Genomic DNA, 13,792 nt, shown 5'->3' with positions numbered 1-13,792 from the left:
GGATGGACCGATCGATCATGTTGTCCAGCGAGCAAGGGAAACCTGTGTGGGTGGTGCACACGTGCGGCATGGTTTTCAGTTTTTCCGATCAGCAATCCGCGACGTCCTTTGCGACCAAGCTGGAGGAAAGAGTGCGAGCACCCCATGCCCTGTCGCCGGAAATCTGCAAGCATTGGGCGGCCGAACAAGCGCGGATTTTGCGCGGCTGGTAGCCGAAAAAAACGCTCTTACAGCTCGTTCAAACTCACCACATGCTTGAAATGATGCGCCCAGAGTTTCACCCCCAACGCCCCCGACCCACCTTCAGGCTTTTCAGGTACTCGATCGTTTCGAGTGTGGGCGCGTAACTTCAAGGTATGAAGGCACCTACGAACCCCGGAGAAATTCAAACTCCAATAGTTTATTTGTGAAAAAAATCAATACCTGTATCAGGCTGTTTGCACGTTTATTGGTGTTTATTCAGTTGGCGTTCAGGGCGTTGGTGTAAGCAAATAGTTTAAATAAATAAGAGGTATTGCCTTTTGCAAATTTTTGCGTCTTCAGTCTGGATGGTCCGAAAAGCAAAATGCTAGCCTGCGCATTTTCAGGGGCGGCAGGATCACATGAAGAGGCTAAGGGAAGTAGCTGCAAGGAAACCATGCTCATTTATTTTTATTATGGCTTTTGTTGTGTTGGCTGTTTTGCAATACAAACCCGCCGTACTCAATTACACCACGCGCTTTGTCGATTTTGCCCAATATATGCTGCAGCATGGGGTGACGCTGTTTCCAATCGCTGAAGATCTGCAGCCATATCCCGATTACACGGTGCTCAACACACTCCTCGTGTATCTGGTGTCCTTGCCGTTTGGCCGTATATCCATCCTTTCGATGGGGTTGCCTTTTTGCGTTGCCGCCGCCTTGATGCTGGTATTTATTTACAAGTTGGGTGCATTGCATGAAAAGAAATGGGGCGCCTATGGTGTTGTGTTTGCGCTGTTCACCTGGTCATTCCTGGACGGCGTGAACTCCCTGGCGCTGGATATATACCCTGCGCTTATTACTGTGATGTGCTTTTACCTGGCCTATTCGGCAGAGATGCATAAACAGCGTTATCGGTTGTTATTGGTACTCGCGGGTCTGGCGCTGGGCTTTGCATTTCGTGGCCCTGTTGGCCTGATCGGCCCTGCCAGTGTCGTCGCGTCTTACTACCTGTTAAGCCGGCAGTGGCGCATGTTGGTGGTGTTCTCCTTGTCCGCAGGCCTGGTATTGGCCACAGGTCTTGCGGTGCTGACATGGGCTGCCTACGTGCAAGGTGGAGACGCTTTCCTGCAGGAAGTATTGATCATGCAAGGGTTGGGGCGATTTGCCAGTGCTCGTACGCCCCGTTATTACTTCTATTTCTCTGCAGGCTTGCTGACTTATGGCGTAACTGCTTTTTTCGCGTTGATCGTCATCATCAAGCAGTACAAACACTTTTTTGAGCGCTCGCCTGCTCCTGCCACGAACATGCTCCTGTACCTCACAGGTTGGCTCCTTGTGGTGATCGTACTGTTCACGATCCCAAGTACCAAGAAAGCTCGTTACATCCTTTCAATCACACCCGCTATTTCTTTATTGGCTGCCTACATATTCGTGGAGCGCAGCCATATTTTTGCAAGCGCCAGAGACAAGTTACTGAGATTTTGCTTGAATTTGCCGGAACTGGGACTGGGGATGTTACTGCTTGCCTTTACTTATAGTCTGTATGCGGCGACGCCACTTCGGCCGAACTATATCGGTACTTCTACGGCTTTGATTGCCCTTGTTGCCGTTCGGCCTTGGATGGAGTCGCGTTTCTGCACACATCCACATCGTGAGTTTGTGATTTTCTCTTTTGGTGCTGCCACCTTCCTTGTGTTGGATATGTTTTTCTTCAACGCTATTACCTATCATCGGGAATTAGCCATTGAGCCAACACCAAAATTTCTGCCTTACTGGTTTTGGTGAGGCGTGTGCTCAGAGGGGTATTTAGCTACAGCGACTTAAACTTTCGTTGGGTAACCAACAAGGCATAGCTGCCAAAGGCAGTCGCTGGTATTAGATAGAGTCTGGGGATTAACCGAGAGCCGAAGATCGCCACTGACCAGCATGATCCTGGATCCGGTGATGAAGTCGGAAAACGGGTTCACCAGCATCCGGATCAAGCCTCCGGTCAAGGTGATCAGAGAGCCGGGCTCACTGAATTTCAGGCACAAAAAAAGACGTCCGTGGACGTCTTTTTTTGATTGTTTGGTGGAGCCGGGGGGATTTGAACCCCCGTCCGCCAGTACTCCGCTGTCGGTACTACATGCGTAGCCGTGTCTATTGAGTTAACCCTCAGCGACCCGACGGGCAGGGTGCTTTGGGCGAGTTGTGTAAGTTTTAGCCGCTTCGTCCACAACGTACTGCACGGCGATTCTGTTCTGTATGACAATCATTTCGGGTTTACAGACATCCCCTGATGATTGCTGGACCCGAAGGTACCAGGAGGAAGGCTAGCGCCGCTTACGCAGCGAGAGCGTATTCCCCGTAGGTTTCGTCATTGGCAACTATAGGAAGTTGCAACAGTGGATTTACGAGTTCTGTTACCAACTCGGCATGCACCTAAAGTTTCGCAACCGGCGTCGAATCCTAAACGGCCCCGAACTCATTGCCCATGAATCTGTTGAGCAACAAGCCTGTGTAGTCTACGCCAATGTGGCCCGGAAGGCCAACCCGAAGGTTGGCCCCCGAGTCGTATCAACGGTTAGGGGCTCGAATGTTCATTTTTTGAATCATGCCGCCGGAAACCTCGATGCATTGCTTGAAGTCGCCGGATGCCTGGGCTGTCTTGGCTTTTTTCAGTGCGGCCTTGACGTTATTCAGGGTGCCCTTTGAGATGGCGGGGTCGCTGTTCACGAAGTCATTGATGGTTTGAATGTTACTGGTACAAAGATCACTGTCTGCCGCAAACACCGGCGAGGCCAACATTGCGGCAGCGACGAACAATCCAGCAATTGCAGTGTGCTTCATGAGTATCTCCTTTCGCATGAGGGCTCGGTGCTGCCGGTAGTGCGGGCTGCTGTCCGAGTTGGTTATAAGCCCCTTTCACGAGGCCTGGCTAAATGACTATAGCCGTCGGCGCGAATTCGGTTTTTTTTTCCGGATTCCGGGAGCTGCAGGAGCGAGCATGCTCCGGGCGGTGTTCCGACGATGTAAGCCGGAACACCGCAGGGTGCCAGGTCGCTAGCGCTATTGTTGACGACCATCGCGAGCTTGCTCGCTCCTACAGGTGCGAGGCAGGGTGACGCGGTCTACGAGGTAGACCAGGCCGTGGTAATCGATCCCGCCATGCTGGCTCAGGCCGATTTCACAGGTGCGGCTGGTGGAAATGCCTTCGCTGCAGTACTGCACGGCATCCTTGAGCGAGCGCAACGAATGAGCATTGAGCTCGGGGGTGGTGAAGCCCTTGTCACCGGCAAAACCGCAGCAGTGAATGCCTTCGGGGATGACGACATTCTTGCTGCACTTGCGCGCCAGATCGATCAACGCCTGGCTCTCTCCCAAGTGCTGGGTGCTGCAGGTGACATGCACTGCGATTGGCGCGTCTTGCGGTGTGAAATCCAGGCGATCCATCAAATGCGTGCGGATGAATCGCACCGGGTCGTACAGGTCAAGACGAACGTCGCCCAGGTCCTGGGTCAGGCGCAGGGTGCAGGGGCTGGTGTCGCAATAGATCGGATCGAGCCCGCCGCGGCTGGCGTGAAGCAGGGCGCTGATCAACTCCTGGCGCTTGTGTTCGGCCTGTTCGGTATAGCCCTTGGAGGCGAACGGCTGGCCGCAGCAGAGGTTATCCAGATTGTCCGGGAACACCACCTGGTAACCGGCCTTTTCCAGCAGGGCCCGGGTCTTGTCGTACAGCGACATCTGTTCCCTGTCGCCGGCGGCTGGCCCCATGGCGCGTGAAACGCAGGCGGCCAGGTACACCACGCGTGGACGTGCATCCGTCATCGCCGGACTGAAGCGTATCGCCTTTTCCGGTTGCGGCATGGCGTTGGTCCACTGTGGGATCTGCCCCTTGGAAAGTCGAGTCACCGTGGCAGAGAGTCTGCTCAGGCGAGGCGCCCCCAGCAGCATCCGCGCACCGTTGGCCACGTGCAGGGTGAAGCGGGCGCCTTGCATTGCCGTTGCGAAATTTCCCTCAAGCCAGTTGGCGGTTTTCGTGTGGGTGGCGTGCTGGGCGCGAAGCTTTTTCACCAGCTCGCCGGTATTGATTCCCACAGGGCAACGTTGTGCACAAAGACCGGTAGCGGCGCAGGTGTCGATACCCTGGTATTCGTAGGCAGCCTCCAGCTCCCGTGTGTCGACGCCGGCGCGTTTTTTCGCCTGGATGTCGCGCCAGATCACGATGCGCTGGCGTGGACTCAGGGTCAGTCCTTTGGAAGGACAAACCGGCTCGCAGAAACCGCATTCGATGCACTTATCCACAATCTCGTCGGCGGCGGGCAACGGCTTGAGGTGCTTGAGGTGGATTTGCGGATCCTGGCTGAGCACGACGTCCGGATTGAGAATGCCGTTGGGGTCGAGCAGGCGTTTGAGTTGCCACATCAACTGATAGGCATCGCTGCCCCATTCCAGTTCGACAAACGGCGCCATGTTGCGCCCGGTGCCGTGTTCGGCCTTGAGCGAGCCGCCGAACTCCACCGCGACCAGTTGCGCCACGTCGTCCATGAATGCCTGGTAGCGTGCAACTTCCTGCGCGTTGTTGAAGCCCTGGGTGAAGACGAAATGCAGATTGCCTTCCAGTGCATGGCCGAACAGGATGGCTTCGTCGTAGTGATGCTTGTCGAACAACTCGATCAAGCGGTTCACGCCGATGGCCAGTTGTCCAACCGGGAAGGTCACGTCTTCGATGATCACCGTGGTGCCGGTTTTGCGCACCGCACCGACGGCAGGGAAGGTGTCCTTGCGGATCGCCCAGAGTCGGGCGTTTTCCTGTGGGTCCTCAGTGAAATCGATCTGCTTCTCCACGGGGAACGACGCCAGCGACGCCATGATCTGCGCCAGTTGTTCCTGCAGCAATGTGGATGAAGCCGCGCGGGATTCGATCAGCAACGCGCAGGCATTGTTCGACAGGTGCTGTACGAAAGCGGGCATACCGGGTTTGCTCTGTACCGAGCGCAGGCTGCGCCGATCCAGCAGCTCCACGGCCGATACCGGTTGGCTTTTCAGGACGGTGACCGCGTTGCAGCAGGTCTCCACATCCGGGAATACGATCAGCGCCGAGGCTTTGTTCGGGTGGTCGATGACCGTGTCGTAGGTCACTGCACTGATGAAGCCGAGGGTGCCTTCGGAGCCCACCAGCAAGTGGCTCAAGATATCCACAGGCTCGTCGTAGTCCACCAGGGCGTTGAGTGACAGGCCGGTGGTATTTTTCAGACGGTATTTGTGACGGATCTTCGCAGCGAGTTCGGCGTTCGCCCGCGTCTCGCGCCCCAGTTCGGCCAGACGCTCCAGCAACGGTGCATGGCTTTGCCGAAACATCGCGACACTGGCGGCGTCTTCGGTGTCCAGGCAAGTGCCATCGGCCAGCACCAGGCGAATGCCGGCCAGGGTGTGATAGGTATTTTGCGCCGTGCCGCAGCACATGCCGCTGGCATTGTTGGCGACGATGCCACCGATTTTGCAGGCATTGATCGATGCCGGGTCCGGACCGATCTTGCGTCCGTACGGTGCCAGCCAGGCATTGGCCTGCGCGCCGATCACCCCCGGTTGCAGGCGGATTTGCGTGCCCTGGCCACGGATCTGGCGACCGTTCCAGTTATCCCCAAGGACAATCAGCACCGAATCGCTGATGGCCTGGCCGGACAGGCTGGTGCCGGCGGCGCGGAAGGTCACCGGGACCTGATCGCGTTGCGCCAGTTTCAGCAATGTCACCACTTCATCCTCGGACTCGACGCGGATCACCAGTTGCGGAATCAGGCGATAAAAACTGGCGTCGGTGCCAAAGGCCAGGGTCGACAGCGGGTCATCGAATCGACGATCCCGTGGAATCAGTTGCTGCGCATCGCGCAGGAAAGCGGCCGGTAGCGTCATTGGTCCCCCAGGATCAGCACCACCAAGTCTTTCGGGCCGTGGGCACCGTAAGCCAGGACTTGCTCGATGTCGGCGGTTTTCGACGGGCCGGAGATCAGCAACGCATTGGTCGGCATGCCCTGGGCCCATCCGAATTCCTGCTGGACCTGATAGAAGTTGTCGCGGATTTCGCTGGCCTTGAGCAGGGCGAAATGCACCGATGGCGCCAGGCTCATCAAACGCGGTTCTTCCCGCGTCGGCCAGAGAATCAGGCTACCCGTGGCAGCGATTGCTCCCAGGGTGCCCGTCAGGCTTGCCGGCGTGTCGTCGAACAACTCGGCTTTCCATTCTTCCACCGGGCGATCGTAGGCCTTGAGTGTCGGAAGGTTTGGATGTGCCGCCCAATGCTCGGTGATGCGCTGACCGTGAGCGGTCGTCGGCGCGATCAGCAGGCTCGGGAGTTGACGATCCTGCAGCAACTTCGCCAACAGGGCCGGCCAGTGTTCGGTTGAAGTCAGGTGGATTTCCGTGTGTACGGCTTCCATCAGCTTGCGCAGTTGCGGGATGCGTTGTTCCGCCGTGTAGGTGTAAGGGGCGGTCACCAGATCGACATTGAAGTTGTCAGCCAGCGGTGTGGTGCCAGTCAGACTCTTGCGCAACTTGCCGAGGATATTTTGCTTGGCGCTCATCAACGATCTCCCTGTTTGGCCAGATGCTCGCGAGCCATGTCATGCAGTGAACGGGCGGCCGGTTTCGGGGCGCTGTGGTTTTGTGTCCACGGGCCGACATTACTTGGCGTAAGGGCGCGCAGGCGCGTGGCGAGTAGGCCGAACACACGATACAGCGTCGGTGAACTGTTGAGTTTCGCCCAGGCGTTCCAGATAAACCGTTCCTTGCGCGAGTACTTGCTGCCCTGGCCGCGCATCACTTGATGCGGGGTATCCGGTGCCTTGACGTTTTCTTCGCGAAGCCGGCGCAACAGGGACGGAATCGGAATTTTTACCGGACACACTTCACCACAGGCTCCGCACAACGAAGAGGCGCTTGGGTGATCCGGGACTTTCGCCAGGCCGACCATGTGTGGCGTGATGATTTTTCCGATAGGCCCGGGGTACACCTCACCGTAGGCATGGCCGCCGATTCGGGTATAGACCGGGCAATGATTCATACAGGCGCCGCAGCGGATGCAGTTCAGCGTCTGTCGCAGTTCGCTGTCGGCAAAGGCCTGGCTGCGGCCGTTGTCCAGCAGCACCAGGTGCACTTCCTGGGGGCCGTCAAGCTCATGCGCCTTGCGCGGGCCTGAGATCATGTTGACGTAAGTGGTGATCGGGATACCCAGGGCCGAGCGGGTCAGCAGCGACAGCAGTGGCACCACGTCACGCAGGTTTTCCACGACCTTTTCGATGCCGGTAACGGCAATGTGCACGGGCGGCACCGTGGTCGTCATGCGGCCGTTGCCTTCGTTTTCCACCAGCAGCAGGGTACCGGTTTCAGCCACGGCGAAGTTGACGCCGGAGACACCGATGTCCGCTTCGATGAATTTCTGCCGCAGGACCCTGCGACCGATCTGAATGAGTTGGTCAACGTCCTTTGTGTATTCCACGCCGAGTTTGTCGTGGAACAAGGACGCGACCTGACCGGCGTTCTTGTGGATTGCCGGCATGATGATGTGTGAAGGCTTCTCGTGGTCGAGCTGGACGATGTATTCGCCCATGTCCGATTCCAGGCATTCAATGCCCTGTTCAGCGAGGACATGGTTCATTTCCATCTCTTCGCTGACCATCGATTTGCCCTTGATCACTTGCCGCCCCTCGTGAGCGCGGATGATCGAGAGGACGATGCCGTTGGCTTCGTCCACCGTTTCCGCCCAGTGCACTTTCACACCGTTGCGGGTCAGGTTCTGTTCAAGCTGCTCGAGCAGGTCGGGCAGCTTGGATAACGCGCGGGCACGGACAGCATTGCCCAGCGCGCGCAAATGTTCTCTTTCGTGGGCATCGCTGAACGCCGTTGCCCGTTTTGTCATCAGTGAATCCATGGCCTTGCGAAAGTTGTTTCGCAATTGCGCATCACCCAGGGCTTCGTGTGCTCGGGTGCGGAAATCTTCTTCTACGGCGACCGTAGGAATAATCTGGGCGGCGCTCATTGGCCACCTCCGGTACGCTGCCAAAGGAAGCTGGCCAGGTGTTGACCGCGCAGCGCTTCCTTCTGTTTCTCCAGCGCGCCATTGATGTTCATCAGGCAACCGCAGTCGGCACTCAGGACCCGGTGTGCACCGGACTCCTTCAGCGAGCGGGTCTTGTCAGCCACCATCGCTCCGGAGATGTCTGGCATACGGACGCTGAAAGTCCCGCCGAAGCCACAACACTCACTTTCGTGATCGTGATTGACCCGTTCCACATTGCTCAACTGCGCCAGCAGCTCGCGGCCATGCAAGTGGGTGTTCATTTCACGTCGTGCCGAACATGACGTGTGCAATGCCACTTTTACCGGTGCGCCGCTGTCCTTGAACTGCACCTTGCAGACAAACAACAGAAACTCGGCCAGTTCATAGGTTCTGGCAGCCAATGCCTGAACCTGTTTCAGTGTGTCCGGCTCATCCTTGAACAAGTCTGCATAGTGTTCGCGCAACATGCCGGCGCAGGAGCCCGAAGGCACGACCACCGGATAATCCCCGGCGAACAGCGCCAGTTGCGAGCGCGCCACGGCCCTGGCCTGTTCGGTGTAACCCGAGGTGTAGGCCGGTTGCCCGCAGCAGCTTTGCCCTTGCGGGTACTCGACCCGGATGCCTTCGCGCTCGAGCAAGTGGATCGCGTCCATTCCGGCTTCCGGGTAGAACAGATCCACCACGCAGGTTCCGAACAGGTACACCCGTTGCGGTTTTTCGCTGGGGTATTGCCGAGGCTCGGGCAGTGGCGGGGCGACTCGGGTCGCATTCGGCACGGCGTTGTAAAAAAGTTCGCTCATCAGGCGTGTCTCCGGGTGGTCCCGGTTATCCGTCCGTTGAGGCGGCTGAATATAAAGCGTGATTCTTTCAGCAGCCTTACAGACCGGGGTGTGAATAGCTGACGCCGGAGCGTGGTCCGGCGTCGGTTTTTTCCATGTATCTGGCCGGGCTTAGTGCACCAGCATGCCGGTGAACCAGTAGGCCTGAGCCAATGTGATCAGGCCGACGATGGTTGCAAAGAACAGGCTGTGCTTGAGCGTGAAGCGGAACAGATCCGACTCCTTGCCCACCAGGCCGGTTGCGGCGCAGGCGACGGCGATCGATTGCGGCGAGATCATCTTGCCGGTCACGCCGCCGCTGGTATTGGCCGCTACCAGCAAGGTGTCGTTGACGCCGATCTGGTGCGCGGTGGTCGCTTGCAGCGAACTGAACAGCGCGTTGGAAGAGGTGTCGGAACCTGTCAGGAAAACGCCCAGCCAGCCAAGGAACGGCGAGAAGAACGGGAACGCAGCGCCGGTGCCGGCCAGTACCAGAGCCATGGTCGAAGACATGCCCGAGTAGTTGGTGACGAAGGCGAAAGCCAGCACCATGCCAATGGACAGGATCGGCCAGCGCAGCTCGTAGAAAGTTTCTCGAAAAGTGGTCAGACCAGTTTTGATGTTGATCTTCAGGATCAGCATCGAGATCAACGCCGAGAAGAAAATCGCCGTACCGGTCGCGGAAACCGGATCAAGCTTGAATACAGCGGGAATGGCGGTTGGCGCGGCCACGATCGGTGCGGTTTTGATCACCAGCTGATCCAGGTGCGGGATGGCGAAGTTGAATACCCAGCTGTACATCGAGCCGCCGGCGGCAAACATCGCCTTGAACGGTTTGAGGGTCCAGATGGTGACCAGAACCGTCAAGATCAGGAACGGTGACCAAGCCTTGAAGATTTCCCCCAGGCTGTAAGGCGAAGCCAGGGTGCTGCGCTTCTGGCCGAAGCCGCCGACGCTTGTGGTTGCAACGGAGGCCGAGACGGCGCCGGCGATGTGCTGGCCGGCGGCGCGCTTGGGTTGCCAGACTTTCAGGAACAGGGTCAGGGAAACCAGGCTGACCAGGGCCGAAGTGATATCCGGCAGTTCCGGGCCGATGAAATTCGAGGTGAAGTACTGCGTGATGGCAAAGCTCAAGCCGGCCACCAGTGCGGCTGGCCAGGTTTCGCGAACACCGCGCAGGCCGTCCATCATGAACACCAGCCAGAACGGCACGAACAACGAAAGCAGTGGCAATTGGCGGCCGGCCATGGCGCCGATCTTCATCGCGTCGATGCCCGTTACCTGGCCTGCCACGATGATCGGAATGCCCAGGGCGCCGAAGGCAACCGGAGCCGTGTTCGCAATCAGGCACAAGCCGGCGGCGTACAGCGGATTGAAACCAAGGCCCACCAGCAGCGCGGCGGTAATGGCCACCGGCGCGCCGAAACCGGCTGCCCCTTCGAGGAAGGCGCCGAAGCAGAAACCGATCAGCAGCACTTGCAGACGCTGGTCGTCAGTGATCGACAGGACCGAGCTGCGGATCACTTCGAACTGGCCGCTCTTGACCGTCAGTTTGTAGAGAAACACCGCTGCCACGATGATCCAGGCGATGGGCCACAGGCCGTAGGCGAAGCCATATCCGGCGGCGGCGAATGCCATGTCGACCGGCATCTGAAAGGCAAAGATCGCCACGAGTATCGACAAGGCCAGGGTGATGCTGCCGGCGACGTGTCCCTTGAGGCGGAACACGGCCAGGGCCAGGAAGAAAAACACAATCGGGATGACGGCAGCGAGCGCGGATAAGCCAAGGCTGCCGAGTGGGCTGTAGAGCTGTTGCCAGGTTTGCATATGGGGTGGCCCCTAATTGTTGTTGGTCAGGCACTCATTTAGCGTGCTTGGATAATTGGTAATACCAATTTACAATCGCTGTCGGCTAGGGTAAAAGCCTTGTAGGCGGTGTGTCAATTTGCCGCCCTAAAACTTTTGTCGAATGAGGTCTTTGCCGCAGCGTTGAGGATGTCGCGGCAAATGCGTGCTGGCAGGTGCCGACATGCCGCGAATGGGCCAGAATAGAGGCCCGGCGAGCTGCCGGATCGTGGAGAAATCGAGTTATGGGGTTTGATCAGGTTCGTCAGCGCCGTTTGTCTGACGATATTGTCGAGCAGCTGGAAGGGATGATTCTCGAAGGCACGCTGAAGGCAGGCGAGCGTCTGCCGGCCGAACGTGCCTTGGCGGAGCAGTTCGGTGTTTCGCGCCCTTCATTGCGTGAAGCCATTCAGAAGCTGGTTGCCAAAGGTCTGCTGGTCAGTCGCCAGGGGGGTGGCAATTATGTGGTGGAATCCCTGGGCACGACATTCAGTGATCCGTTGCTGCTGCTACTGGAAAGCAATCCTGAGGCCCAGCGAGATTTGCTGGAGTTTCGCCATACCCTGGAAGCGTCCTGTGCTTATTACGCCGCGCTACGCGCCACGGATGTCGACCGCGAACGCCTGACCTCGGCTTTCAATGAGTTGCAGGACTGCTATTCGCGACACGATGAAGTCAGTCGAGCGGAAGAGGGGGCGGCGGACGCGAAGTTTCATCTGGCCATCGCCGAGGCCAGCCACAACGCGGTATTGCTGCACACCATTCGCGGCTTGTTCGATTTGCTCAAGCGTAACGTGGTGACCAACATTGGCGGCATGTACAAGCAGCGCACTGAAACCCGCGACATGTTGATCACTCAGCATCGGGAGTTGTACCTGGCGATTATCGAGGGCAGAGCGGAGCAGGCGCGGGAAGTCTCCAGTCGACACATTCTGTATGTGCAGGAAGTGTTGGAGGAGGTGCGTCAGGAAGTGCAGCGCGTGGCTCGGGCAGAGCGGCGTAAAGGGATGTAGTCAGAAGATTTTTTGGTACCGCATTCGCGGGCAAGCCTCGGTCCCGTGGGAGCGAGGCTTGCCCGCGAATGCGATCTCAGGCAGAAAAATTACTCTTCCTTGCCCTTGTTGCGTACCGCGCGCTGCAATTCGCGACCGGCATCGCGTTCGCGCTCGGTGTCGCGCTTGTCATATTCCTTCTTGCCCTTGCCCAGCGCGATTTCGCACTTGACCATATGCTTGCTCCAGTACCAGGACAGGCATACGCAGGCATAACCCTTTTGCTGTACGGCAGCCGACAGCTTGTCCAGCTCGCGCCGGTTGAGCAGCAGCTTGCGGGTGCGGACCGGGTCTGCAATGACGTGGGTGCTGGCAGTCGTCAGAGGCGTGATGTGGCTACCGAGCAGCCAGGCTTCGCCATCCTTGAGCAGTACATAACTGTCAACCAGTTGTAGCTTGCTTGCCCGCAGACTTTTTACTTCCCAGCCGGCCAGGACCAGACCAGCCTCGAACCGGTGTTCGATGAAGTAATCGTGTCGCGCCTTTTTGTTTTGCGCGATGGTCCCTGTTGGGTGTTTCTTCTGTTTAGCCATAGGGGCGGCATTATAGGGAGTTGCGCGCGAGTCGGCTACGGTGATGCTGCGTGCTTGAGCAGGTTGATTGAATCCCGGACAATGCGCGCTCTTTTTTTTGAACGCTTGGTCTTAATATCTATGTCGTCAGGCAAGGATTCGGTCCAATTGATGCGCTATGTGGCGCCCATCGGCATTCTCGTAGTGTTTGCCGCCCAGTTGTGGAAGTGAAGCTGACATGACGACACACATTTCACGTTCGGCCTTGCTGCCTTACCCGGCCAAAGCCCTGTATGACCTGGTCAACGACGTGGCGCGATATCCGGAGTTCCTGCCGTGGTGCTCATCGGCGCAAGTGCTGGAAAGCTCACCCGAAACCATGCGCGCCAGCGTCGGCGTGGCCAAGGGGGGGCTCAGCCAGCATTTCGTGACGCGTAATACCCTGGTTCCCGGCCAGTCGATTGAAATGAACCTGGAAGAAGGGCCATTCAATCAGTTGCATGGCATGTGGGTGTTCAAGCCGCTGGGCGAGAAGGCCTGCAAGATCAGCCTGGACCTGTCATTCGATTATGCAGGTCCCATTGTTCGCGCGACGCTGGGGCCATTGTTCAACCAGGCGGCCAATACGCTGGTGGATGCGTTCTGCCAGCGGGCCAAGCAAATACATGGTTGAGGTTGAGGTGGTGTATGCCGCCATCGATCGCCAGGTGCTTTTGTCGGTGACAGTGCCGTCGGGGACGAATATCCGCGCGGCGTTGTTGCAATCAGGTATCGGCCAGATATTTCCTGAACTGGATTTGGCCGGGTGCCCTGTCGGGATTTTCGGCAAGGTAATCGTCGATGCCGACAAGCGCTCGGTTCAGCCTGGCGATCGGATCGAGATTTACCGGCCGTTGGTGGCAGACCCGAAGGAGGTTCGTCGACTGCGTGCGGCAAAGGCGGCCGAGGCTAAAGCCAGAAATCAGTGAGTGGAGCGTCAGGCATAAAAAAACCCGGATATCCGGGTTTTTTTATGCGTCGCAAATTATTGCGGCGAGGTTTCCAGAGGCTCGGGTGTTGGGACTGGAACGGTTTCTACGCCGTCCACTTCCTTCTGGATCTGATCCAGCAACGAGCCAGGCTTGACTGGTTTTTCCGGTTTTGGCTTCTCGACTTTTTCTGCCGGTGCGGTGACGGTCGTTCCGCTGTCCTTGCCGAGAATGGCCTCGTCACGGCTCACGCCAGGCATGAAATCACCTGAGAGGCTGACAAGAGTCGACTGGCGGAAATATTCGACAAATTGCGGGTTTTCCCGCACCACGGCGCGGTAAGCGCTGACACCGTCTGCCGCCAATTCGTCCATCAAGTG

13 protein-coding genes and 1 other RNA gene are annotated in these 13,792 nt (G+C 57.8%); 5 read left to right on the top strand and 9 right to left on the bottom strand.

Annotation, left to right across the window (positions count from 1 at the left end; all coding sequences use genetic code 11):
• Positions 1–2 precede the first annotated feature (2 nt).
• Together ACQKP2_RS17810 and ACQKP2_RS17805 are read left to right on the top strand one after the other, a co-directional pair.
• Positions 3–212, top strand: coding sequence for a hypothetical protein (locus ACQKP2_RS17810; protein WP_427578262.1), 210 nt, complete (start codon positions 3–5; stop codon positions 210–212).
• 390 nt (positions 213–602) lie between these two features.
• Positions 603–1,967: a hypothetical protein gene (locus tag ACQKP2_RS17805; RefSeq protein WP_427578261.1), complete on the top strand. Its 1,365-nt coding sequence runs from the start codon at positions 603–605 to the stop codon at positions 1,965–1,967.
• 283 nt (positions 1,968–2,250) lie between these two features.
• Here ACQKP2_RS17805 and ssrA read toward each other — a convergent pair.
• The 7 genes from ssrA to ACQKP2_RS17770 form a co-directional block, all read right to left on the bottom strand.
• Positions 2,251–2,642: a transfer-messenger RNA gene (ssrA, locus tag ACQKP2_RS17800) on the bottom strand.
• Between the two features lie 96 nt (positions 2,643–2,738).
• Entirely contained in the window at positions 2,739–3,011 is a 273-nt protein-coding gene (locus ACQKP2_RS17795; RefSeq protein WP_427578259.1) for a hypothetical protein, read from the bottom strand.
• Between the two features lie 219 nt (positions 3,012–3,230).
• On the bottom strand, positions 3,231–6,074 hold the full coding sequence (locus tag ACQKP2_RS17790) for an FAD-binding and (Fe-S)-binding domain-containing protein (RefSeq protein ID WP_427578257.1): 2,844 nt from the start codon (positions 6,072–6,074) through the stop codon (positions 3,231–3,233).
• Positions 6,071–6,742 (bottom strand): LutC/YkgG family protein, encoded by a 672-nt coding sequence (locus tag ACQKP2_RS17785; protein WP_427578256.1) that lies wholly within the window; start codon positions 6,740–6,742, stop codon positions 6,071–6,073. Before ACQKP2_RS17785 ends, ACQKP2_RS17790 begins: the two co-directional genes overlap by 4 nt.
• Complete coding sequence (locus ACQKP2_RS17780) at positions 6,742–8,196, bottom strand: LutB/LldF family L-lactate oxidation iron-sulfur protein (protein ID WP_427578254.1); 1,455 nt, start codon at positions 8,194–8,196, stop codon at positions 6,742–6,744. The genes ACQKP2_RS17785 and ACQKP2_RS17780 overlap by 1 nt, the downstream gene beginning before the upstream one ends.
• A complete protein-coding gene (locus ACQKP2_RS17775; RefSeq protein ID WP_427578252.1) occupies positions 8,193–9,017 on the bottom strand; it encodes a (Fe-S)-binding protein in 825 nt (274 codons plus the stop codon). Before ACQKP2_RS17775 ends, ACQKP2_RS17780 begins: the two co-directional genes overlap by 4 nt.
• A 150-nt stretch (positions 9,018–9,167) precedes the next feature.
• Positions 9,168–10,862 carry a lactate permease LctP family transporter gene (locus ACQKP2_RS17770; protein ID WP_427578250.1) on the bottom strand — a complete coding sequence of 565 codons (1,695 nt, stop codon included), beginning with the start codon at positions 10,860–10,862 and terminating at the stop codon, positions 9,168–9,170.
• A 263-nt stretch (positions 10,863–11,125) separates the two neighbouring features.
• Here ACQKP2_RS17770 and ACQKP2_RS17765 point away from each other — a divergent pair, with 263 nt between their 5' ends.
• A complete protein-coding gene (locus ACQKP2_RS17765) occupies positions 11,126–11,893 on the top strand; it encodes a GntR family transcriptional regulator (protein WP_427578248.1) in 768 nt (255 codons plus the stop codon).
• An 89-nt stretch (positions 11,894–11,982) separates the two neighbouring features.
• Here ACQKP2_RS17765 and smpB read toward each other — a convergent pair whose 3' ends face one another.
• Positions 11,983–12,465, bottom strand: coding sequence for an SsrA-binding protein SmpB (gene smpB, locus ACQKP2_RS17760; protein WP_427578247.1), 483 nt, complete (start codon positions 12,463–12,465; stop codon positions 11,983–11,985).
• 217 nt (positions 12,466–12,682) lie between these two features.
• Between smpB and ACQKP2_RS17755 the strand changes: the two genes are divergently transcribed.
• Entirely contained in the window at positions 12,683–13,117 is a 435-nt protein-coding gene (locus ACQKP2_RS17755; protein WP_427578246.1) for a type II toxin-antitoxin system RatA family toxin, read from the top strand.
• A complete protein-coding gene (locus ACQKP2_RS17750; RefSeq protein ID WP_427578244.1) occupies positions 13,110–13,412 on the top strand; it encodes an RnfH family protein in 303 nt (100 codons plus the stop codon). Before ACQKP2_RS17755 ends, ACQKP2_RS17750 begins: the two co-directional genes overlap by 8 nt.
• A 56-nt stretch (positions 13,413–13,468) precedes the next feature.
• Here ACQKP2_RS17750 and ACQKP2_RS17745 read toward each other — a convergent pair.
• Positions 13,469–13,792: phosphoenolpyruvate carboxylase (locus ACQKP2_RS17745; RefSeq protein ID WP_427578243.1), on the bottom strand; the 324-nt coding region annotated here is incomplete at its 5' end.

The organism is Pseudomonas sp. NPDC089569 (assembly GCF_050280625.1).
In the GTDB taxonomy this organism is placed as follows: Bacteria; Pseudomonadota; Gammaproteobacteria; order Pseudomonadales; family Pseudomonadaceae; genus Aquipseudomonas.
The sequence above is the reverse complement of the archived record's forward strand: the minus strand, read 5'-3'. Positions and strand labels throughout refer to the sequence as shown.